Source organism: Coraliomargarita algicola (assembly GCF_033878955.1).
GTDB classification, from domain to species: domain Bacteria; phylum Verrucomicrobiota; class Verrucomicrobiia; order Opitutales; family Coraliomargaritaceae; genus Thalassobacterium; species Thalassobacterium algicola.
The window spans coordinates 3,963,333-3,985,599 of sequence record NZ_CP138858.1 but is presented as its reverse complement, the minus strand read 5'-3'; the positions used below and the strand labels follow the sequence as shown (position 1 = coordinate 3,985,599).

At 48.8% G+C, this 22,267-nt stretch carries 20 protein-coding genes; 3 read left to right on the top strand and 17 right to left on the bottom strand.

What is annotated here, in order from left to right:
- Positions 1 to 10 precede the first annotated feature (10 nt).
- Entirely contained in the window at positions 11 to 712 is a 702-nt protein-coding gene (locus SH580_RS16460) for a lipoate--protein ligase family protein (protein WP_319831924.1), read from the top strand.
- 5 nt (positions 713 to 717) lie between these two features.
- Positions 718 to 1,530: an alpha/beta hydrolase gene (locus SH580_RS16455; protein ID WP_319831923.1), complete on the top strand. Its 813-nt coding sequence runs from the start codon at positions 718 to 720 to the stop codon at positions 1,528 to 1,530.
- A gap of 114 nt (positions 1,531 to 1,644) precedes the next feature.
- On the opposite strand, the gene SH580_RS16450 is transcribed toward SH580_RS16455, so the two are convergent.
- On the bottom strand, positions 1,645 to 2,946 hold the full coding sequence (locus tag SH580_RS16450) for a glycosyltransferase family 4 protein (protein WP_319831922.1): 1,302 nt from the start codon (positions 2,944 to 2,946) through the stop codon (positions 1,645 to 1,647).
- Between the two features lie 192 nt (positions 2,947 to 3,138).
- On the opposite strand from SH580_RS16450, the gene SH580_RS16445 reads away from it, so the two are divergent.
- Positions 3,139 to 5,109: a glycosyltransferase gene (locus SH580_RS16445; RefSeq protein WP_319831921.1), complete on the top strand. Its 1,971-nt coding sequence runs from the start codon at positions 3,139 to 3,141 to the stop codon at positions 5,107 to 5,109.
- Between the two features lie 10 nt (positions 5,110 to 5,119).
- On the opposite strand, the gene SH580_RS16440 is transcribed toward SH580_RS16445, so the two are convergent.
- The 16 genes from SH580_RS16440 to SH580_RS16365 all read right to left on the bottom strand — a co-directional run bounded on the left by SH580_RS16440 (position 5,120) and on the right by SH580_RS16365 (position 22,266).
- Positions 5,120 to 6,046 carry a UDP-glucuronic acid decarboxylase family protein gene (locus SH580_RS16440; protein ID WP_319831920.1) on the bottom strand — a complete coding sequence of 309 codons (927 nt, stop codon included), beginning with the start codon at positions 6,044 to 6,046 and terminating at the stop codon, positions 5,120 to 5,122.
- Between the two features lie 74 nt (positions 6,047 to 6,120).
- Complete coding sequence (locus SH580_RS16435; protein WP_319831919.1) at positions 6,121 to 7,479, bottom strand: UDP-glucose 6-dehydrogenase; 1,359 nt, start codon at positions 7,477 to 7,479, stop codon at positions 6,121 to 6,123.
- Positions 7,480 to 7,547: 68 nt separating this feature from the next.
- On the bottom strand, positions 7,548 to 8,099 hold the full coding sequence (locus SH580_RS16430) for an LbetaH domain-containing protein (RefSeq protein WP_319831918.1): 552 nt from the start codon (positions 8,097 to 8,099) through the stop codon (positions 7,548 to 7,550).
- Positions 8,100 to 8,132: 33 nt separating this feature from the next.
- Complete coding sequence (locus SH580_RS16425) at positions 8,133 to 8,366, bottom strand: hypothetical protein (protein WP_319831917.1); 234 nt, start codon at positions 8,364 to 8,366, stop codon at positions 8,133 to 8,135.
- A 359-nt stretch (positions 8,367 to 8,725) separates the two neighbouring features.
- The gene (locus tag SH580_RS16420) at positions 8,726 to 9,853 is read right to left on the bottom strand and encodes a glycosyltransferase (RefSeq protein ID WP_319831916.1); all 1,128 of its coding nucleotides are present in this window, start codon (positions 9,851 to 9,853) and stop codon (positions 8,726 to 8,728) included.
- Between the two features lie 150 nt (positions 9,854 to 10,003).
- Entirely contained in the window at positions 10,004 to 11,419 is a 1,416-nt protein-coding gene (locus tag SH580_RS16415; protein WP_319831915.1) for an O-antigen ligase family protein, read from the bottom strand.
- A gap of 181 nt (positions 11,420 to 11,600) precedes the next feature.
- Positions 11,601 to 11,981: a four helix bundle protein gene (locus tag SH580_RS16410; protein WP_319831914.1), complete on the bottom strand. Its 381-nt coding sequence runs from the start codon at positions 11,979 to 11,981 to the stop codon at positions 11,601 to 11,603.
- 51 nt (positions 11,982 to 12,032) lie between these two features.
- On the bottom strand, positions 12,033 to 13,181 hold the full coding sequence (locus tag SH580_RS16405; RefSeq protein ID WP_319831913.1) for a glycosyltransferase family 4 protein: 1,149 nt from the start codon (positions 13,179 to 13,181) through the stop codon (positions 12,033 to 12,035).
- Positions 13,182 to 13,335: 154 nt separating this feature from the next.
- Positions 13,336 to 14,520: a polysaccharide pyruvyl transferase family protein gene (locus tag SH580_RS16400; RefSeq protein WP_319831912.1), complete on the bottom strand. Its 1,185-nt coding sequence runs from the start codon at positions 14,518 to 14,520 to the stop codon at positions 13,336 to 13,338.
- A gap of 52 nt (positions 14,521 to 14,572) precedes the next feature.
- Entirely contained in the window at positions 14,573 to 15,550 is a 978-nt protein-coding gene (locus SH580_RS16395; RefSeq protein WP_319831911.1) for a nitroreductase family protein, read from the bottom strand.
- A 223-nt stretch (positions 15,551 to 15,773) separates the two neighbouring features.
- Positions 15,774 to 16,643: a glycosyltransferase family 2 protein gene (locus tag SH580_RS16390; protein ID WP_319831910.1), complete on the bottom strand. Its 870-nt coding sequence runs from the start codon at positions 16,641 to 16,643 to the stop codon at positions 15,774 to 15,776.
- Positions 16,644 to 16,953: 310 nt separating this feature from the next.
- Positions 16,954 to 17,139, bottom strand: a complete 186-nt coding sequence (locus SH580_RS16385; RefSeq protein WP_319831909.1) for a hypothetical protein — start codon at positions 17,137 to 17,139, stop codon at positions 16,954 to 16,956.
- Positions 17,140 to 17,280: 141 nt separating this feature from the next.
- Entirely contained in the window at positions 17,281 to 19,281 is a 2,001-nt protein-coding gene (locus SH580_RS16380) for an acyltransferase family protein (RefSeq protein ID WP_319831908.1), read from the bottom strand.
- Positions 19,282 to 19,342: 61 nt separating this feature from the next.
- Positions 19,343 to 20,044 (bottom strand): NAD-dependent epimerase/dehydratase family protein, encoded by a 702-nt coding sequence (locus SH580_RS16375; protein ID WP_319831907.1) that lies wholly within the window; start codon positions 20,042 to 20,044, stop codon positions 19,343 to 19,345.
- Entirely contained in the window at positions 20,031 to 20,900 is an 870-nt protein-coding gene (locus SH580_RS16370; RefSeq protein ID WP_319831906.1) for a glycosyltransferase family 4 protein, read from the bottom strand. The genes SH580_RS16375 and SH580_RS16370 overlap by 14 nt, the downstream gene beginning before the upstream one ends.
- A gap of 271 nt (positions 20,901 to 21,171) precedes the next feature.
- On the bottom strand, positions 21,172 to 22,266 hold the full coding sequence (locus tag SH580_RS16365; RefSeq protein WP_319831905.1) for a glycosyltransferase family 4 protein: 1,095 nt from the start codon (positions 22,264 to 22,266) through the stop codon (positions 21,172 to 21,174).
- Position 22,267: the final 1 nt, after the last annotated feature.

Genomic DNA, 22,267 nt, shown 5'->3' with positions numbered 1-22,267 from the left:
AGACCTGTCCATGCTCATCGCACTGCCCAACGCCTTCGGCGACGCCAGCACCAACATGGCGATCGACGCCGCGCTGCTAGAAAGCATTCCCAACGGACTCGCGGCCTTGCGCCACTACGCCTGGCTGGAACCTGCTGCCAGCTTTGGCTATTCACAACGCTACACTGAAGTCGTGCAAGCCACAGCTCCCAACATTCAACTGGTGCGGCGATTGACAGGTGGCGGCATCGTGGATCACCGCAACGATTGGACCTACGCGCTCATCATTCAACGCGCACTCCCCTGCGCCGCCATCGCCGCCAGTGAGCTCTACCTAAAAGTCCACCACGCGATCCAACTTGCTCTCAAGGAAATGGACATCGAGAGCCGCCTCGCCCCCTGTCCCCGAAACTGCAAGTCCACAGATCCTGTCTCTCAATGCTTTGTCACACCTGCCGCCAATGATGTACTCCGCCCCGACGGACAAAAAATCGCTGGTGCCGCCATGAAGCGCACGCGGCAGGGACTCCTCATCCAAGGCTCCCTTGATCGCAGCACACTCCCCGACGCGTTCAACTTCGCCCACTTTCAAACACGGCTCCAAACACAATTAGCACAGACGCTCCAACTCCCGCTCGGCGAGCTGGAAGACATCCGCCCGCTCTTCAACAGCGAACGCATCGAGCGTGAAAAACAACGTTTTGCCGACAGGGCATGGAACCAAAAAAGATAATATTTATGAATACAGATACCCTACACACCGGACTTCCCCTCACCTTCCCCCTATGGGAACACAACACACCGCTCGCCGGCGAAGCACTTCCGGGCTTGCCGCGACTCACCATGTATTTGCCCAGTCCCGAACTTCGCAGTGGCCAGGCAATGATCATTTGCCCCGGCGGTGGCTACGGCGGCCTATCCGTGCCCAAAGAAGGGCACCGGATCGCACGCTTCCTCAGCTCACACGGACACGCAGCGGCCGTATTGGAAAATCGCTACGCGCCCTATCGTCATCCAGCCCCATTGATCGATGCGCAACGCGCCATCCGCACACTCCGACACCATGCAGCCGAATGGTTCATTGCACCCGACCAAATCGGCATTATGGGCTTCTCCGCGGGCGGACACCTGGCCGGCACTGCCGCCACACAGGCACAAGTAGAAGCTGGCATCGTCGGTGATGCCATCGACCAACAACACAGTCGCCCCAACTTTGCGGCGCTGATCTACCCCGTTATCAGCCTCAACGCAGACTGCGCCCACTTAGGCTCACGCAACAATTTACTAGGCGCAGAAGCAGAGCCGCAACTCATTCAGCAGCTCAGCCTAGAAAATGCGGTCAGCGATCAAACGCCCCCCACACTCCTGGTCCATACCAACGAAGATGGCGGCGTGCCCCCCGAAAACAGCATCTTATTTTACCAGGCACTCCGTGCCAACAACATCCCCGCCGAGTTACACATTTACGAAAAAGAAGGCCACGGCATCGGCCTAGCCAAGAATCACCCATGGGGCAAAGCCATGTTACAGTGGATGCAAAACCGACTGTAAGGACCGCAGATAAATTCAGAGGACAGACGCCAGCCACTATTTTAATCAGTTACATATATAAATCACGGCCAGCACCATTTTAACGAGACAACAAGTGCCATAACTCATTGATATTCATATCTGACCTCTGTCCTCTGCCTTCTGACCTCTGTCTGCTGGCCAGAGCACGGTGTCTGTAAACTGTTGCAGCAACTGCTCGCGGTTGAATTTCTGAGCCACCACAGCACGTGCGCGCGCTCCCATCTCGCTGCGTGCCTCACTCGACAGGTCGGCCGCAGCCTGGAGTGCTTGCACTGCGCCCGCAACATCACCATGCGCTACTGACCAACCCACACAATCCTCACTTAAAATATCATTCAAATAACTTTCCTGCGGACCTAAAGTCAGCACTGGCCGCGCCATCGCTAAGGCCCCATAAACCTTACATGGATGCACGATCCCGCCCATGTGATCCCCCAGTGAAACCAAGTGCAGGTCTGCAGCCGAGAGAGAATATCGAATCACTTCCAAAGGTTGATACGGCAGGGAAACCACCGCCGGTCGGGCGCGTCCGGCTTCTAAATGTCCCCATCGCTCAATACGCTCATCCACTTCGGCTTTCCCTTTTCCGCCACCGATAAAAACGAAGACAAAACGAGGATCTTCCGCCAACTGCTCCGCCGCATCCAGAATCGTGCCCAGCGGATGCACCCAACTGTGATTCCCACTAAACATCACTACAAATCGATCCGCCCAGCCATGCTCTTTACGAAATGGATTCTCCGCATGCGCCACCGCTTCAGCATGCTGCCCCATCGGCCACGGCGGGATCACTGTAATGCGGGAACGTTCGACGGCTAAAGCACGTCGCTCCCTTTCCAACTTCACTCGCAAGCGCGCCGCCATAAAACGATCCAGAGCGATCACCGAACTCGCTCGTTTCAAAATACGGCGATTCAACCAATCCATCGCCTTAACCAGTGGATGCTTGGGCTGAAAAACCTCCAAGGCCACCGCTTGATCGGGATTCAAATCCATCACCCAATAGTGAACTTTGACCGATGGGCGCAGCCAGCCAATCAAAACCGCCACAATGCCACACATCGGAGGGGAAGTCGAAACCAGCAGATCCGTCAAGCCACGCTGAAAAAGCCCACGCACAATGCACTGTAACAAAAACGACAACTGTCCGAAAATCCGAACCGGCATGCTGGCCTTACCAAAAGACGACGCCGGCAAACGCCGCACCGCGACTCCCGAACGATTCTCAAAAGCTTCAAACTTCTGTTCGGGATCATCATAACCACGATTCGCTGTCAGAATGGTCACCTCGTGACCTGCCGCACGCAAGGCTTGGGCCGCCTCATCAAAATACTGCCCCACCGCCGCAGGGTCCGGCGGAAAGACTTGAGAAATAATTAAAAACTTTTTTGGCATCGTTCGGGCACGCAGTGGGAAGTGGGAAGTGGGAAGTGGGAAGTGCTAAAATGCGAGCCACTGAAGTCAACCACGCTTCATGCTTTTACAGGAAAAATGAAATGGCAACGCAGGTAGCACTCAGTTCTGGTAGCTGGCATCTGAATCGCTCCGCTCTCGACAAGCTGGAAGCTCGTCACTACGAATTTTAACGTGGCTATCCATCGAGCACTCTCATCCAAAGACACGATTGGCTTCGAACAGATTTCGGAGCTTACCCCGGCACCGATGCGCATCTGGATCGTCAACCCATTCGATCAACTTCCCAATGAAACGGATGTGCCGCTTCGCTACTGGGCGCTCTGTCGCACCTTTGCCACACTAGGTCATCAGGTCATTTGGTGGTCCTCCGACTTTTCGCACCTCACGAAATCCAAACGTAAGCCCTGCCCCGATACCGACGGCTTCTCGATCCGCCTAATTGACACACCTCCCTACACTAAAAACATTAGCTTCGCCCGCTTAAAAAACCACCGACAATTCGCTCAAGGTTTTTTCCACGAAGCCATGAGCGCCCTAAAGTCCGGACAACTCTTGCCTCCGGACCGCATCGTGGTCTCACTGCCCCCACTCGGCGTGGCCGAGCAAGCCTTCCGGATCAGGGACTGGCTCAATCGTAGCGTGCAGCTTCAGCAACCGAATCAAGACTCCAAGCACTCAGTCTCGCAAAACGAAGCCCCCTCCTCCCACTCCCCACTCCCCACTCTAAACTCAGCGGCAAAGCCGCTGCACACTCTCCACTCCAGTATGATTTCGCCCTGCGAAGTCATACTGGACATTATGGACGCCTGGCCGGAAACATTTTACCAAGCTCTGCCCAAATCATTGCGCAAAGCACTAGGCCCGCGGCTACTCGCTCCTATGCATCGCAGCGCACGACGCGCCTATCAAGGCGCCGACAAAATTAGTGCGGTCGGCCAAAGCTACCTAGATCTCGCAGAGACATATCTACATTCGCCATCCGCCATCCGCCATCCGCCATTACAGGCGACTTGTGCGGGCGTCGCGGGGCAGAGCCCCAAGCCGATGCATCTGTGCTACCACGGCACCGACTTGGAGCGCTTTCAACGCTCTAAATGCATGGAACAAAACAGGAGCGATGCGCTTCAGCCATCGAATACAACGGCGGAGACAAAAGAAACGACGGCTACGACGAAAAAAACGACGGCTAAAGCGCATCGCTCCGTAGGACCACAGACAACGCCGATTCAACTCGACGACCACGGTAGCGACGCGGAGCGCGCAGTAGAAAGTGCAGAGCGGAAAACGGAGGACGGGGAGCTAGGCGCAGAGAACAGAAGTCAGCAATCAAAAGTCAGCTTATCCACCGAGAAGGAAGCGCAGCACGTGCGCCAACACGCCCGACGTAGCCTAGGCAAAGGAGGCAGCGAAGCCACAATCCACAGCGTCGAAGACAGATCCCAGACTCCCCACGTCCCACTCCCCACCCCAAACTCAGCGGCGAAGCCGCTGCAGGCGATTTACCTCGGCGCAATGGGCACAGGCTACGACCTGGAAACCATCATTCTAGTTGCAGCCAAATGGAAAGCCGAAGGGCGTTTTCCCGTCCAAATTCATCTCGTCGGTGATGGCCCACAACTCGAAAAACTAAAAACACTCGCGCAAGCAAACGCCCTCACCACTCCAACACCCCCTCAAAGCTACGCCCCAAAACCACAGTCCCCCCAAACTTCAAACTTCAAACTTCCGCGCGTCGTCTTTCATGGTTATTTACAAAAAGACGCGATTGCTGAGCGCTTCGCAGCGGCCGACTTAGCTTTGGTGGCGAACCGACCACAGAGCCTAGTCGCCTGTCCTTATAAGGCTGGCGAGTACGCGGCGGCAGCGTTACCTATGATTTCGTGCCTAGCTGGAGAGCTCGGACAACTGCTCACTGAATGGGACGCAGGCTCGGAATACAAAGAAGGCGACGTGGATTCACTCCACGCCGCCTTCGAAAATTATTTAAGCGATTCTAACAGACTCGCAAGCCAAAGCCTACATGCCCGCCAAATGGCTGAAGCACACTTTGATCGCTCTGCTAGCTACCCAAGGCTAGTCGAATTTATGACAGACCCCACAAGGCTAGTCGAATTTATAACAGACCCCACAAGGCTCAGTTAGCCAGCCGCAACTAAAGCTGCTGCGCAAAATAATCAATTGTAGCCTTCAAGCCTGCATCTAACTGAACCTGAGGCTCCCAATCCAGCACTTCACGCGCTTGACGGATATCCGGCTGTCGTTGCTTCGGATCATCCTGCGGCATTGGGCGGTAGACAATCTTTGACTGGCTGCCGGTCAGCTCAATCACACGCTGGGCCAACTGAAGAATAGTGAATTCATTCGGATTCCCAATATTCATTGGCCCGACGACCTGCTCCTGATTCATCAAACGCACGAAGCCCTCAATCAAATCATCTACATAGCAAAAGGAGCGAGTCTGCTGTCCTTCGCCATAGACGGTGATGTCTTGGCCCTGCAAAGCTTGCACAATAAAGTTTGAAACCACTCGGCCATCATCCGCCAACATCCGCGGCCCGTAAGTATTAAAAATACGCACAACCCGAATGTCGACCTGGTGCTCACGGTGATAATCGAAGAACAAGGTTTCCGCACAGCGCTTGCCTTCATCATAGCAAGAGCGAATCCCAATCGTATTGACATGGCCCCAGTAGCTCTCTGGCTGAGGATGCACATCGGGATCGCCATAAACTTCAGAAGTTGAAGCCTGAAAAACCCGCGCATTCACACGCTTAGCCAAACCGAGACAATTGATAGCCCCCATCACCGATGTCTTAGTGGTCTTGATCGGATTATATTGATAATGTACAGGAGAGGCCGGGCAGGCCAAATTATAAATCTGATCCACTTCTACCTTAAACGGATCGATCACATCGTGCCGCATCAATTCAAAATTAGAATTCGGCAGTAGATGCGCCACATTTGACTTTCGTCCAGTAAAGAAGTTATCCAAGCAGATCACTTCATTCCCTTCATTTAGAAGACGTTCACATAGGTGTGAACCTAAAAAACCAGCACCGCCGGTGATTAATATACGCATAATTTTAACTTTCTAGTTCCCGCCAAACGAAGCGCTTCGTTGAATAATTCGATAATAAATAGTCACGCCAGGATCTACCCCTGCCCAATGCCCGACGCTTCAAAACCAATTCGATTGAGAGCTTCCAAATCAAGTAAATTACGACCATCAAACAAAAACGCAGGCATTTGCATTTGATCGTATATCCGCTGATAATCCAATGTCTTAAACTCATCCCATTCAGTCAGGATCAACACTGCGTGCGCTCCTTCAGTTGCTGTGTACGCATCTTCACAAACGGACACATGGGGATTCTCAACCGAAACATTCAAGTCTTGCCGGATTTGCACCTCAGTCACCTTCGGGTCATAAATTGCAAGATTCGCATGCTCTTTAATCAAGTCCTCACAAATATAGATTGCGGCCGATTCCCGTGTATCATTGGTATCCTTCTTAAAAGCAAATCCCAAGACTGCAATTCGCTTATCCGAAACGGTATTGAACAGAGTTGAAATCACACGCCGGGCGAAACGATGCTTTTGATAGTCATTCATCGTAATGACACCTTCCCAGTAATTCGCAACTTCCGGCAGGCCAAAATGCTGACAAAGATAAACCAAATTCAGAATATCTTTCTGAAAGCAAGACCCACCAAAACCAACCGATGATTTAAGAAACTTTGGTCCGATGCGACTATCCGTGCCAATCGCGGTGGCCACTTCGTCCACATTCGCTTCAGTGGCTTCACACAAGGCGGAAATCGCATTGATCGAGGAAATACGCTGCGCGAGAAAAGCATTCGCCGTCAACTTCGACAACTCAGAAGACCATAGATTTGTAGTTATAATCTGCTCACGCGGCACCCAATTGGCATAGACGTCGACTAACTTCTGAATAGCGAGCAAGCCATCGGGGCTTTGCTCGCCTCCGATTAATACGCGGTCGGGGTTCTGGAGATCGGCAATTGCGGTGCCTTCCGCCAAGAACTCAGGATTGGACAAAATTTGAAATTTTCGCCCCTTTGAATTGGCTTGCAAGATACGTTTAACAGACTCCGCAGTGCGCACCGGCAAAGTAGATTTTTCAACCACAATTTTGTCGCCTTGAGAAACTTCCGCAATTTTGCGTGCACACTTTTCGATAAAACGCAAATCTGCGGCACGCCCCGCGCCGACACCGTAAGTTTTGGTGGGCGTATTAACACTTATAAAAATCATCTCCGCTTCATGAATCGCAGTGTCCACGTCCGTGGAGAAAAATAAATTTTTTCCACGAGCCTCCCGAACCACCGCATCCAACCCGGGTTCATAGATCGGTAAAGTATCCGAATTCCACGCATCAATGCGCGACTGATTCAAATCAACCACAGTCACAGTATGATCCGCACATTTGTGCGCAATCATCGCCATCGTAGGACCACCAACGTAGCCCGCTCCAATACAACAAATTTTCATATATTATTTTTATTCAGTTAGGACAAAATGTGAATGGCCGCATGAGCCGAACTCAAAGAACAATCAGTCTAAAAGCGTGCACGTGAACGGATAAGCCTTGCCGGATTACCGCCCACAATTTGCCACTCCGTCACATCCTTCGTCACGACAGCCGCCGCACCGGCAACCGCTCCCTCAGCCAGTGTCACGCCGGGTGTGACAAAGGCGCGTGCACACACCCACGCTTTCGGGCCGATGTGGATCGGCTTGGGAATCAACTCAAATCCGGCACTATCGCAATTATGCGTTGCCCCACATAAACAGGCATCCTGACTGACAACTGCCCCCATTCCAATACTGATGGGGGCCACACTATAACAATCCACACGGTCTCCCAAAATCGCACGTTCGCCGATTTCAAGATTCCAAGGTGCCCAAATACGAGCGGAGGGATAGATCTTCGCACTGGACGCCACGCGAGCTCCAAAACGATTCAGCAACCAACAACGCCAGCCATGCAGCACGCGCGGACTCGGACGAAACAAAAAGACATAGACAATGCCCCAGAGTAAGCGCCCGAGCTTATTCTTAAATGTGAGCTCGGATTGATAGGTTGGCGTATTCAACTCTTGAGATTTCATATTTAAGTCTCAGCTTTTCATCACAATTCTGAATCAGTCCAATGGCACGCTGACTGCCTTGTAGAATTCGCTACCGGACGAAATCGGCACACGATATGGCGAGACGGGTGGAACTACGCTCCAAACCACCTCATTCACTAAGTCTAGGAATCCAGAATCAACATTTGCAGTCATTCCAGTCTGTATCGGTAATTGCTGAGGCTGCATCTGCATAAGAATGCTAAACATAGTCGCATGGGTGACATAGCGACCGGTAGGTATACTCATATGAGGTAAATCCCGATAGAACGAATAAGTGGAGTCTAGCCCATCGACCGAAATTTGACCTAACTTCAAATCAAGCGCCTGATAGACCGCCCCCGAAGGAACCAAACGCATATCACGCCCCGGAAAAGCCGCACATACGGCATTATACCACCAATCCTCAAAACCTTTGCTGATGAGTGAGGGCTCCTCATGCAGTGCAAAGAGCCAATAAAGACAGACTGCATAAAATTACAGATCGATAAGTCATGATTAGAATCTCCAGTAAAATTTCTTGTTCCTGATGATACCCTCACCTCTCAGCCCTCAGCCCTCACCTCTCAGCCCTCAGCCCTCACCTCTCAGCCCTCAGCCCTCACCTCTCAGCCCTCAAATATCCGCTGATAACTATCTATAGGTTGATTCAAAGCCAGCGCGGAAGCAAATTGAGCGGCATTTAATTTCATTTTATGAATCTCCTCCGAACTAATTTGTATGCAATGCTCTAAGACATTCCTCCAGCGCTGCGTATCGGATAACGCGATATCCCAGCCGATGCCCTTCGATTCCAGATCCCGCCATGGAGTTTGATCACTGATAATGACTGGGAGCCCCGCAGCCCAAGCCTCAACAAAGACATGGCCAAAGTTCTCATGTTGCGTGGGCAAAGCAAAAAAATCGTAGCTGGGCAGCAATGCTTGTAGCTCGGCAGGCGACTTTCCACCCAAAAAGCGGACCACCTGATCGGTGGCTAATTGACCTGCCAAGTCATTGAGTTCCTCCGTATAGACAGGATCCTCTTCAGGCCCAATAATATCCAAGCTAAACGGCCCCCGCACCGCCTGCAGGCAACGCAGCAAATAATCAAAATTCTTCTTACGTGATAAGCGCGAGAACGAGACGAAGCGAATCGGTCCAGCAGCCCTCTCTGCCGGCAGCAGTTCAACTGCATTTGCCACTCGACGCTCCAATAAATTCGAAGCAAGATACACCGTTTCGTCTGGTCCAATCACCTGTCGGACTTCGGTAACTTCACTGTCGGCCGTCGCATGCCAGACCAAATTCTTTAAAGAGCCGCGCATCAGCAAAAGTCCCAATTTCTTTTTCCAGGGCTTAATCGCCAAGGCCCCAGCGCCCAGTGCCCCGCGCGGGGCGATCACATAGCGCGCACTCGGTAAGCGAGACTTTAGAAGACCACGCGTCATCCCTTCCCACAGGCCATTGAGGTAGACGACATCGGGCTGAATACTGGCCAATTCAATACCTGCGCGCTGCGCAGTATGCTGCTCCGGGCTGGCATAAAAGACCCGCACGTTTTCACGCTGCAGCCACTGATTCGCAGGAATCTCCGGATAGCCTCGGGAATCGCCCAAATCACGATCCTTAGTAAAAATATAGATTTCGTAAGTCGCCCCCAGCCAATCCACCAAATTCGCTAAAGACCGCACAGGTCCCCCAAAGCGAAAGCCAGGTAAATACGCGTCGTTGGTAATAAAAAGTTTTAAGCGCATCAGAGCTAAAAAATAAGACTAAATAAAGTAATGTTCAAAGACCAAGAGGACGAACGTAGAACAAAAAGTAAAGTATCCCTCAGCCCTCAGCCCTCAGCCCTCAGCCCTCAGCCCTCAGCCCTCAGCCCTCAGCTCTCAGCCCTCAGCCCTCTACCCTCGCTCCACAACTCGATCACCCAGCGCAATCGCAGCACCTAAAATCGACCAGCAATACAGCCCCATACCTCCGAGGGCAAAAAACATCATCTCCCCGAGATTGAGCAATAAGAAACATGCCATCACCCCAATTGCCACAACATTGCGCTTACTCAAATAATTTTTGAAAAACAAAATCAAAAATACAACAAAACAAAAAGTACCAAATATTCCAGTTTCCTCTAATATAGCAGTTGGCAAAAAACCTTTTTCCGTTGGCGCAGTGAACAGAGTCGCGGTTGCAGCCCATAAAGGGTCCAATTCAGTCCCAAAACCTATTCCAGTCAATGGACTTTGATGAAAACCATACAATGATTGTTCAATCAGTGGCATCCGTGATTCAAACATCTGACTAAAACTAAAACTGCTCCCTCCGCCTTCGCGAATAGCTTTCAAAGCAAATTCACTGAATTTTGAACTCAAAGCGCCACCTGTAAACACTTCCAGCAAAAAGAGACCTACAGTTCCTCCAAAAATCATCAAGATCAGCTGAGGAATTGAAATATTCAAGCGTATACGCTTACGCCCTTGGCTAAGCAGAATGGTAATTCCAAGAATTAAACAAATTGCTAGGGCCACAGCAAAAATTCCGGTTCGAGCAGCACTCAAATAACAAAGCACCAATAAGACGGGTGCAGCTAAAGCCATCAACCAACGCAACCGGTAAGGTGTATATAAGAATACACAAATAGCATAAATCGAAGAAATTGCAGATAAGGGCCCCTGAGTCTGCGGGTGATTTGTCATTCCTGCTAGACCTAGTGACCCACCTGCTTCAGTTAATCGCCCTCGAAATGTGTACCCCACCCCCAAAGCGTACGCCAATAAATTACCAGCAATATAAAACAAGACCATCGAACAGAACCAAACAGTTAAGTCAGACCCCGAAGTACGACCGAGGTCGGTGCCCACCATGATCGCATAAACGCCATAAACAAAGACTCCCAGCTTCAGAAAGCTAACCATAAAGAAGTATTGATTAATAAAAGCACACAGTAACGAGACACCTCCAAAAAGTAAAAGTGCAATGAGGTGCCCTTGGAAAAATACTTTCGGTGAACGACGATATGCATCCCAGAAAATACGTAATCCTGCCACCGCCACCAGAGGAAAACGCAGATAAGTATGCACAAAATTAATCGAAACCAGGTAGGAATTAGCGACAATAAATAAGGCTCCCAACGACAGCGCTTTGATGGCACCTTCAGTGCTTCGCGACGCCATGACAAAGAGGCAAAGATAGCCCAGCAACGACCCCGGCGGGCCCAATTTATTCAGGAAAAAAACCACCGCAATGAACAGGCCATTTCGAAAAATATTCTTCAGCGTAAACGCACTGCGCTGCTGCGCCTTACTCGTCGGGCGATTCATCGGTTGCCAAGCTGCGGGAGGACTGTGATGATGTGATCGGGGCTGCATAAAGATGCTTAGAGAGGTGAGACTAGAGAGCTGAGGGCGGAAGGGTGAGAGCTGAGGGCGGAAGGGTGAGAGCTGAGGGCGGAAGGGTGAGAGCTGAGGGCGGAAGGGTGAGAGCTGAGGGCGGAAGGGGAGGCTATTTTTCTTCTGCTCGTCGTTTTTTTGTGTTTTTGGACATGGTGATGAAAATACTAATGAGCTCGTCGGCTTCGTGCCATAAAGGCTGAGTCAAGTCAGTAGAGATTCCGCAATCTTCGTTTAAGAGTTCAAGCCAATACTGAGTTTCATCAGCTTCTTGGACACATAATTCTATCTTTGCGATAAACTCAGCATCACTGCGAGCACGACTGGCTTCGCGATAATTGGCACCCACCGAAGTCCCAGATCGAATCATCTGCTTGCCCAATATTGAAATTTCTTCACGTCGACGATCCAGCTTCACAAATAATCGCACAACCTGCCCAGCAAACCGCTTTGTTCGTATTCGTAATGCCTGCTTACGCTCACTTTCATTCATAGATAAAAGTAATCTCACCCCTCAAGTCTCAGCCCTCAGCCCCCTCAAGTCTCAGCCCTCAGCCCTCAGCCCCCTCAGCCCTTCAATTAGCGTCCGTGCCCAGCGCTCTGGAGTATATTGTTTGGAAAGCTCAAAACTATTGCGCCCCAGCTCCGCGAGCTGTTCGTCAGATTGCTGATGCATCCACAGCAGGCACTCAGCTAGATGCGCGGCATCGCCAGCCGCAAAGCTCCGACCATTCCAGCGATCACGCAGCAAATGAACGCCAGCACCACAGATATCAGAAACAATCACTGGCAGCCCCGTCGCAGCTGCCTCCTGCACCACAACGCCCCAGGGCTCGAAGCGGCTCGGTAAAATAAACGCAGATGCTTCAGCCAGCAACGAGGGCAAATCGTCTGGCTGAATAAAGCCCCGATCCTCGGCACCCGCATCAATTAACTGCTCCCGACACTCCCCTTTGCCCGCACAAATCAACTTCCAAGGCGACTCCACCTGCGCGGAATAGATCCGATAAGCTTCAGCGAGGGTATCAAGTCCCTTGACCGGCGCATAGCGGCCGACAAAAGCGAAGCTTTTAATTGAGACTTGAGAGCTGAGGCTTGAGGGCTGAGATTTGAGGCTAGAAACTTGAGGGGAAGTTTCCTCAGGCCTCAGCTCTAAGCTCTCAGGCCTCTGTGACTGGAATCTTTTTTCTGCTTCAGCAGAAAAAAGATTCCAGTCACACGCATAATACCCATCCCAGCAGCGATCACCGGCGTAGCCGAGCTTGGCGGCGAGTTGACGCTGCCGTTCGCCGGACACCCACAATACGTCGATAAACTGTTGCACATGCCAAGGAGCAATGGCACTCGCGATATGCTGACGAAGAGAACCTTTCCATTGGGTATCACAACCTGAAACGATTAGAACCCCCTTAGACTTCAGCGCTCTGCATACCTTGACGTAACCAGCATCGGACCAGCCGGCAACTAACACAATGTCAGGACCATACTCTTCCGCCATTTGCAGCAGAGCCGAATCTGAAAACTCATTTCGATTTCTGACACTACGGAAATTCTCTAAGACCTTTCCACTGAAAGGAGCATCCGCTTGATTTGGCCACGCAACAATCTCAAGCTGCACTTTCAAATTCACAAGCCGATTCAAACATCCAACAAAATAACCAGACATACGCCTGTGAAGAACCAGTATTTTCATAGATGATTTAAATTAGGTATTCGAGTAAAAATCAGCCCACAAGATTCTATAATCATTTATAATGGAATCGTGTAACCTTCGAGACACAATTTGAGTCAATTATCTCTGAAACTTGGTTTCTCATCGGTGTGAGCTCAAACTCGATACCTTAACTTCAACTGACCAAAGCTCTCTTTAAAAAGTCTAAAGACTTGCTACGTTCGGAAGCAAGCTTGGTCTCTACACTCTCCCAATCGATCTGTTCCTCTAATACACGCGTTAACGAGCTATACGAGCGGTCATGGATAATTCTACTTTCCAAATCCAGTTTGCCCAAAAGAGAACGGAATCGCTCACTCCCGTGTGCCTGAGGATCTTTTGATTTTGGCAGCACGACAAATGGTCGGTTGAAGATAATCGAAAAAGCCGTTCCGTGAAAGGAATTCGTCAAAACGCACTCAGCATTGGCAAAAGCATCTAACCAGCTTGAAGGATTTGGTACGTAAGTATGAATCTCTGGAGCAAGTAACTCAGTCCCCTGTAAAGGGATGATCTGCAACTTAAGGCTTTTTGCCTCGGCTAATCTCTCCATTTCACGCAGAGGCCAGTCACTATTTTGATAGGCATTCAACCAATATACCAGCAGTGTTGGTTCACGATCTTCCTCTGGGACAGACGCCAGAGGTAACAGTTTTCGAAAGCAAGCAGGCTGAGCCAACAATGTCGGGTCCAGAACGTGAGCCGCGTCACCGCGTCCAAGCTTCTTACAGACATGCAGACCAGCGTCCTCTCGGACTGAGACATGGTCGATCGACCGAATAGCCTTGCGAGCACGGGCATACCAATAGGGCGACAAAGTCTCCCAATTGGAACTAACCGCATAAGCAATCCGTTTTGTGGAAGCAGAACCAAATTGAAGAAAATAAGCTGGTGAAACTTGAGCCCAAACATTGTCTGAACCCACGATGAACGCATCCGCTTCGGGCGGACTATGACGCAATTCTTCTCCACCATACTCGCGTTCGCTAAGGCCTAGGTGAGAACTCATAAACTCTTCGAAAGAGCGATGATGATCAGCGTTAAACTGAATAATCCTCGGATTTGCTGGAGAAATATCAGCGTGCAGATGCTTCTCCCCCTTTAATTGCTTCAGTAATTCTGAAGGATTCGTCAGCAGTTTTAATCCGAGATTGCGGCATCGCTCAGAAAATGTAAAAGGTCGAGAGTTAGTCGTTCTTATCCAATAACTTTCATGCCCAAGGTCACGTAAGACTTCCTGCAAAGCATAATTCTGAAACAATGTCCCATAATTGCCCCACTGCTTCAACCATTCGTAGTTCGTTACTATTCCAACTTTCATATAAAGCTTACCTGATTCAAAAATGTTTGAGAGCGAGGCCCTCGAGTCTCTTTTACTTGTTCCAAGAAGCAATCGACTCGACTGGACGGCGTGGAGAAGCCGCCACCGTGTATTTCTCGCGGAGACCGCCGACTGCGATCAACGCTATTATGACTTCTCCCTCTGGAATTCCAATGTCTTTCCTCATCGCAACATCCTGACGAGGGCTCATTGACCAATTCAACATGCAACTACCATAGCCTAATGCGTGCAAAGCCATTGTTAAGTTCATAGCGAAAATCCCTCCATCAACAAATGCCTGGTTGCGTTCGCCATTCTTGTAAAAAATTGATAAGTCATGAGTGACTGCGACAATAACAGCAGCTTGATCTCCAAAGCCTCTGTTACCATCTTGGTGCGCAAGAATCTTCTCTTTTAAAGTTGGCTCATCATAAAGATGCAACCGTCCTCCTTGTCGATTACATACAGATGGTGCCCGTTGAGCAAGTTGAACAGCGCGCTCAATTTCAAGACGTGGGATTTGCACTCCGCTAAACTGACGGACGCTGTGCCTCTGCTTAAAGAAAAGCTCTGGACTAGCCGGCAGTGACGCCAACACTTCTTTGCGTGTTCTCTCTACCAAACCAGTTTTTTGCTCTGAATTATTGGGCTCCGTGCCCTTATAAGATAATGCGGATAGACGAGAGCTTATATCTTCCCATGAAATTCCGTTAGCCTCGTGCGATTCAAGCAAACTCTCCAAAATGCCCCGGACATCTGCCGTGCAAGAATCAGCACCAAATTTAGCGTAATATTTCTCCAGATCCTTCATAACTTGCTCAGTAAGCTCTCGACCAAAACCAACTCGAGGTTGCGGCAAAGCCAAACCTTTCTCGAGCGAATGAGAGAGACGGTAAAGATGCGCTTGAGCACAGGATTGAGAGCAAAAGGGATCATCAAACAGGTGAGCATAACGAATAAAGCGCCACCCATCATAGGCGTAACAAGCAACTAACTTTGGAGCGATTAATATTTTTTGAAACACATTCATGATTAACTTTTATATTCTTAAATTCATTAACTGATTCTTAGCACACGAACTTGAAAACAATCCTGCGACAATAGGCGGCTAAAAAATAAACTCAGCAACTACATTTTTTTCATTTTAAAGCACGAAATTGCATGTGGCGAACGTCGAAATAGGTTATACTCATTCAACGATAGGCGTCGCCCATAACAGGTGGACATGCCTGTAGGCACGAAGACCATTCAACTCAATTAAAGAAATCCAATACATGTGGCTTCTTATTAAACGTTTGAATACTTTTTAGCTTAAGGACAGAGCGTGCGCTCCAATTTTCCAACGACAGAACAGCTCTCCAATAAGCTAAGATTGGCTGTAGTTTGCGATTTCTAAAGCCCAGCAACGTAGAGCCAAAAAACAAACGAGCGAGACGAAGTATACAATAGCTGATCGGTGCTGAACGTATCCAAATTCGGGTCCAATTGGTAATTGATCGACGTTGAATCGCAGCAAGGTCCCGTCCGACATCGGTGACTTCATGCCGAATACGTAATCCATCGATCATTAAGCAACACAGACCTTGCTCAATGCCACGAAGACTAAGCTCCTCTTCTTCGCCAGTTCGTCCAATCCAATCTGCATACCCTCCAACCTTCCGAAAGTTCTCGACATGGATTAAAGTGGAACAGCCTACAAATGCTCTGACTTCACACGCCGAACCTTTCGATATACCATGAGGAAACGAGCGCCCACGTGCGGGCTCCTCAAAAGGGATCGCAAGCGCAAGCCAATCATTCCTCGACTCCGCAAAAACAAGCAGTTCCTCAATATCCCCAACCACAGGATACGAGTCGTCATCCAACTGCAGCAGATACGGCGTCTCGCAAGTTTCAGCAATCTGATTACGGCCAATGGCCTGCCCCTGGGGACTGTCATTGCGAATCAGTTTTGCCTGCGGGAAGAGCTCCAGCGCACTCGATTCAAAAGGTGGAGACGAGCCATCATCGCAAATAATCAACGCACATTTAGAAAGCCCAAATGCATGTAGCTTTCGTAACGTCGCATCGACTACCTCTGAACGATCTTTAGTCGCGATACTTATAGTAAGGTGATGATGCATTAGTTATTTCGGGTTCTCAAATTATACTAGAATTAGTAGCAAAGAATATCACCATGCAGCATAATAAGCAGCAACTTAGCAATTCACTAAGTGCTTTTGATAGTAAAACCTTTAAACGCTGGCGCACACGACCTTCAGCCATTCCCCCCATTGCACCTGCTTCAGAACGCCGATCCCAAGCGGGTTCAAGTGCTACATCTGGTGCGTGTACATTACAATCTGAAGCCAATAAAACCATTTTTACCGTCTTCAAGCTACTCTGCATGCCTCACGACATCGGTAGCGATGACGACAGGTCCAATGCCACCTCCTAGAGAATATCGAGAGCCATGCCTTCATCGCGAGAAGCCAAGATACCAAAACGAGCACGTTCCCATGCGGAAGGAAGATCGGGAACATGCTCTGATAGCTTAATATTCTTAAGATCCTGATAGCTTACTGCCTGCTCAAACCACTTCTTGGCCATTCCTCCATAAAACTTAGTGCCGAAAAACATTATTCACTACACTGACTAACTGACTTCTCATGATATACTCCCAGAACCACAGCACAAACTGCAACTATGCTGCTACTCTGTTATTATTTTCAATCGAGAGTGACCGCAAACTGTATGAAGCTTCAAGCCTAGACTGGCTCATCAATCGCTCGAGCGGCTCAATATCGTTCTAAATATACTGGTAAATAATGGAGACGCATACTCCGCGCCGAATCGATTCACATGATCATCGTCCACATACAACAAACGATCATCGTCGTCTAGAATTACAGTCTTCCCTCCGTCAAGGAGATACTGACCAGGGTCCAACACTTTTAAATTGGATATGTCTAAATCTATTAGCCAAGCTAAAGTTTGCGAACGAGAGATGCGACTCACTTTGGGTTCATCGACGCGCTGAGGCAACTGTTCCCCATCTCCAACTAGCAATCGTATCAAACGGAGCTGTATAAAATCAAATGAGCCACTAAAACTGCGCTCAAGCGATTTAGGTGTTTGAAGTATAAAATACAAATCGTCACAGGCCAAGCTGGTTCGCCGCAATACAGATTCCCAGCGCTTTGCGTAATCTGGATCTGCTAGAATCTGACCAATCATATTATCCATTCGCATAATGAAAACGATTGCCGATGGACGCCATTGCTCCAAATAACCATAAATTAAATCATTATCCAGTGCAGTAGTATCCAATAGCGGGCGGACTCCGCTCAACATAAAAAATGAACTGGATACATCATACTCAGCCGAAAGCTTCGAAAACACAGGGGCATACATTCCAGCATGGCTATCTCCAAGAACAACCAGTTCTGGAACTTCCCCGGGCTCAATATTCACCTGATAGCCTCCCTCAGCAAAAAGACCATTCTTTGTGTATTTTGTATCGTTTGCTTGTCCCCCCAATGATTCTTGCTCCATCTTAATGTGCGCCACAGCCTCGCCTCCTACCAAAGCAAGACGGCTCGGAAAGCCATCAAACTTCCGAATAACTAAGCTAACCCCAAACAGAACAACGATAAAGAAACAAGCGGGCACAAAAGCTTTGAAACGTGAGTGATTCTTAGCTGGATGACGAAGCGGCTGCTCTATAAATTTCCAAGTCAGAACCGAAAGGATAAATGAAATAAGCAGAAGCAACAACTGGTCCGTAATTCCGATCTCCTGAGGATAACGGTGCTCTTTAAGCAAAACAATTAACGGCCAATGCCATAAATAAAGCGAGTAAGAGATTTTACCAATAAATTGCAGTGGCGACCAGGCGAGAATCTGTCCAGTCCAATTTTTATTCCATGAATTGCTGTAGATAAACAATCCAGTTCCTACTGTCGGCAGCAAAGCGATATACCCTGGGAATGCCATATCCTCGGTAATGCAGAAATAGCCAACAATTATAAGAATAAGTCCTAGCAGCCCGAATAGTGAACTAACGTATGGAACCTTCGACCAAGGGCACCCCTTCTGAACAAGAAGAAAAACCATGCCCCCGAATAGCATTTCCCATCCGCGTGATGGCAATAGATAGAAGGCCTGTTTGGGAACAGTCTCTGTTGCATAAATACAATATACTAACGAAGTAAAAAACAAAAACAGCAGTGCTACGAAAAGATGCTTTCTGAAGCATCGATGTAACACCATCAAAATAAATGGCATTACAAAATAAAACTGCTCTTCAACCGCTAACGACCATGTATGCAATAATGGAAATGTCTTCGCATCTGCGCCCCAATACCCCCCCTCAAAAGCGGTTAGTTGAATATTAGACGCAAATAGACTGATATACGATAAATGGTGCCCCATTAAATCCAATTCACTGGGATAGAGCACCAATGCCGCAAGCACCAAAGTAGCAAATATGACTGTAAAAAAAGCAGGTAAAATACGTCGAACCCTGCGCTCATAAAATCGAAGAATTGAAAATCCTCCCTCATCCGACTCTCGAAGAATGATCCCACAAATCAAAAAACCAGAAATCACAAAAAAAACATCGACTCCGGTAAAGCCTCCCGAAAAGCCCATGCCAAAATGAAAAAATACAACTGGCAACACTGCCAATGCACGTAGGCCGTCAATTTCTGGTCGATAATTACTATTCTTATTCATAAAACCAAACAATGCTGTAGCGGTTAGCCCGAAATCTGTTAACAAGACTGACGAGATTAAATAGCCTGAAAGAACGAAGAAAACATCTAGCCTGAAGAATATCTGCTTATTCCCCTGACTTCTCGTGATTTCCCCTCAAAGCTATATACTTATCTAATATTGAGATAGCTGACTTCCCTTCAGTCAGTTCGCCCCCCATCGCATCGATAAAACGTTGATTATCAACTATTGGAAAACTCCCACCATCTATAACCTGAATCGATGAATCAGAATGCAAAGCTCGCCGCATATATTCGACTATCTGCAAAATATTCACGCGATTGTCCCAACAGGCATCGATTACATCGCGGTCATTAGAAAAATCGAGGAGACGCCTAACAACCGTTACTAAATCGGACACGTCAAAAAGGTAGCGCTCCGCCTCTTTACGGACAGTAAGTGCTCGGTTTTGATTGAGTTGCTGGTAAAAGAAGTTGAACAGATTGCGTTCATTCCCTCCACTTCCAACAACTGTTGGGAGTCTGATGATGAGAAAATGTTTAAAATTCTCATGAATAAAAGCCTCCTGCGCCTGCTTATGCAACACGTAGGGGCTTTGCGCATGCTCAGGATCCGTCACGCTACATGAACTGAAGTAGACCAACTTTGATTCAATGTTACGATAGCCAGACAAACGCCTCAATTCCCGCGAACAATCCGCAGGCGTACAGGCGACTGAATCGGAAACACCTGCTGCAAAGATGAGCACATCGTTGCGGATCGCAAAGCAATCAAGCGCCTGAGCCAATAAACCACTACCTACGACCATTTTTTACGATCTCCTGCATCTGCGCGTACACAATATTCTCGGGTGCCATATCCACTATGCTTGAAGCACGTTCAAGAGCCACCTGCCCCATTTTCGACAATTCACCTTTTGCATTCCAGGCACGCTCTAGTGCATCACTGAAACTAGGCACAGAGGGTGCCGCAGCAACGAAACCATTTTCTCCCTCTAGAACAAATTCAGCGTTTCCGCCTACATCTGAAACGATGGCAGGTCGACCAAATAAGGCTGCATCATACAACGAAATTGGACAGCCTTCGTAAAGTGAAGGCATCAACAAAACATGATTTTCAGCCCAGATCTCTTGCCCAACATCTGTCGCGTAACCTCGAAAACTGACCTTATCTTGAAGATCGTAATGTTCGACTAAAGCACGAATGTATTGCTCGTCAGGACCCTTCCCAAAAATATCAAGATGCCATTCACGCTTGCGCCACCGCTCATCGGCCAAAACTGCTAAAGCAAGAGGTTGCCCTTTTATCTTAGCATTCAGACGAGCCACCATAGCGAATCGCACAATACTTTGATCCGGCCATGGATATTCGGGATATTCCGTGCAGGTCGGAGGGTTCGTCAGGGTTACAGCATTATCAATATTTCCCGCAATTTGGCGTTCCGCTGTTTCCAAGTTTCTACGTGAAGAGAAAATGACTGAAGCTGCCGACTGAAAGCCATACCTCAAATCCAACATCCTTGGATAAGGCAACGTTTCATGTTCCGTATTTAGAGCGAGGTAAGTCAAAAAAGGAACATTAATCTTACGGATAAACCGACTATATACGGGAATCGATAAATCAAAACAGGATCCATTACTAAAAAACACAATATCTGGTTTCACCGTTTTGTATGTTCTATAAAGGAACCAGTCTTCAAGAAAATGTCTGGCCACATTTGAACAGAATCGCGTAACCCTGCTTTTCCCTCGCTGGTCAGGGCGTCTAAAAACTTGCAAGCCTAGACTTTCTAGCTCCAACAAAGGCTGAGGACTCCATCCAAAATTAAAGAGCGAAGCAGCAACCGTATCACCATTAGCAATCAATTTAGTCGCTAGCCGGGTCCACAATACTTCGCTTCCCCCCACCCTGGTGTTGTCGACACAATTAAAACCTTCATTTCATTACCTCCCTAAAAATCTCACTCTGTGTTTTTGCAATTTGTCCCCAATGAAAACGTAAAGAGTGGGCACGAGCCCTGCGTGGCGCATCCGCATCACCGAGGAGTTTGTTTACCGCGTCACACCAACCAGCGATGTCTTCGGCCTCTACCATTAGGCCCGAATCATGATCCAGATAGGCGCCAATCCCCCCGACCGTCGTCACGACGGGTACCCCACAGGCCATTGCCTCGAGCACAACGTTGCATACGGTACTCATTTTTAATGGGAGAAGTAACAAGTCAGCGTTTTGTATAAACTCTAGATAAGCAGGATCATCAACCCAGTCTATCGTCTCAACTCTCTTGTGTTTCTCGCCAAGCGCTTTTAATTTGGGATTTTTTGATAGCAGCCTAAATCGAAGGCTCTCATCAATTGAAAGCTGTTCGATTGTCCTCAGTAAGGTATCAATATCACGTTCATGAGTCCCAGCAAAGACGATAGTCTTCTCGTCGCTGACACCTTTTTCGATTGGGGTGAAGTAATCACAATCAACCCCATGCGGAACCCATCGCGCGATCTCTCGCCCTGCATGCTTATTCCAAACGGGAACCATATCATGGTCCATAGTCAAGATACAAGAAACGTGCTGCAAATGTGTAAAATCCCGGAAATATTGCTCTAAATGAGCCTCCGGATGATGCATGGTCAAAACGACACGATGCCCATTCTTAGCCAGCGCCTCCCCCGAGCGGGCAAAACTCTTTTCACCATAAACAAAGTGGTAGACCCCTGGCTGATTTCTATGAGCGTGCCGTATAACAGCCTGCTCCATAATCCAATCGTAACGAGAGTATTCAAAAATCCCGCAAGTTTTTGCAAACCACAGTGCCGGAGGACGTAGCAAAGTTTCCCCCAACCAATAGAGAGAGTCAGAAAGCGCGACTTGCTCGGCATTCAGAAAATCACAGACTCGGTCGTACCCCGAAGGTCCCGCATGGTGCGCATAACGATATCGCACGAGATAAACTGGAACCGGGGCTGAAATCTTCGCATCCGAAGCCACAGTCACCGGGCAACTATGATTCGGCTTTGGCTGAAATAGCTTCATT

Coding starts and splice junctions, on each gene's coding strand:
- SH580_RS16460 (WP_319831924.1), top strand. CDS start 11: ATGCTCATCGCACTGCCCAACGCCTTCGGCGACGCCAGCACCAACATG.
- SH580_RS16420 (WP_319831916.1), bottom strand. CDS start 9,853: ATGCGCTTAAAACTTTTTATTACCAACGACGCGTATTTACCTGGCTTT.
- SH580_RS16435 (WP_319831919.1), bottom strand. CDS start 7,479: ATGAAAATTTGTTGTATTGGAGCGGGCTACGTTGGTGGTCCTACGATG.
- SH580_RS16410 (WP_319831914.1), bottom strand. CDS start 11,981: ATGAATGAAAGTGAGCGTAAGCAGGCATTACGAATACGAACAAAGCGG.
- SH580_RS16390 (WP_319831910.1), bottom strand. CDS start 16,643: ATGCATCATCACCTTACTATAAGTATCGCGACTAAAGATCGTTCAGAG.
- SH580_RS16455 (WP_319831923.1), top strand. CDS start 718: ATGAATACAGATACCCTACACACCGGACTTCCCCTCACCTTCCCCCTA.
- SH580_RS16375 (WP_319831907.1), bottom strand. CDS start 20,044: ATGGTCGTAGGTAGTGGTTTATTGGCTCAGGCGCTTGATTGCTTTGCG.
- SH580_RS16400 (WP_319831912.1), bottom strand. CDS start 14,520: ATGAAAGTTGGAATAGTAACGAACTACGAATGGTTGAAGCAGTGGGGC.
- SH580_RS16415 (WP_319831915.1), bottom strand. CDS start 11,419: ATGAATCGCCCGACGAGTAAGGCGCAGCAGCGCAGTGCGTTTACGCTG.
- SH580_RS16395 (WP_319831911.1), bottom strand. CDS start 15,550: ATGAATGTGTTTCAAAAAATATTAATCGCTCCAAAGTTAGTTGCTTGT.
- SH580_RS16385 (WP_319831909.1), bottom strand. CDS start 17,139: ATGTTTTTCGGCACTAAGTTTTATGGAGGAATGGCCAAGAAGTGGTTT.
- SH580_RS16365 (WP_319831905.1), bottom strand. CDS start 22,266: ATGAAGCTATTTCAGCCAAAGCCGAATCATAGTTGCCCGGTGACTGTG.
- SH580_RS16405 (WP_319831913.1), bottom strand. CDS start 13,181: ATGAAAATACTGGTTCTTCACAGGCGTATGTCTGGTTATTTTGTTGGA.
- SH580_RS16440 (WP_319831920.1), bottom strand. CDS start 6,046: ATGCGTATATTAATCACCGGCGGTGCTGGTTTTTTAGGTTCACACCTA.
- SH580_RS16430 (WP_319831918.1), bottom strand. CDS start 8,099: ATGAAATCTCAAGAGTTGAATACGCCAACCTATCAATCCGAGCTCACA.
- SH580_RS16425 (WP_319831917.1), bottom strand. CDS start 8,366: ATGAGTATACCTACCGGTCGCTATGTCACCCATGCGACTATGTTTAGC.
- SH580_RS16450 (WP_319831922.1), bottom strand. CDS start 2,946: ATGCCAAAAAAGTTTTTAATTATTTCTCAAGTCTTTCCGCCGGACCCT.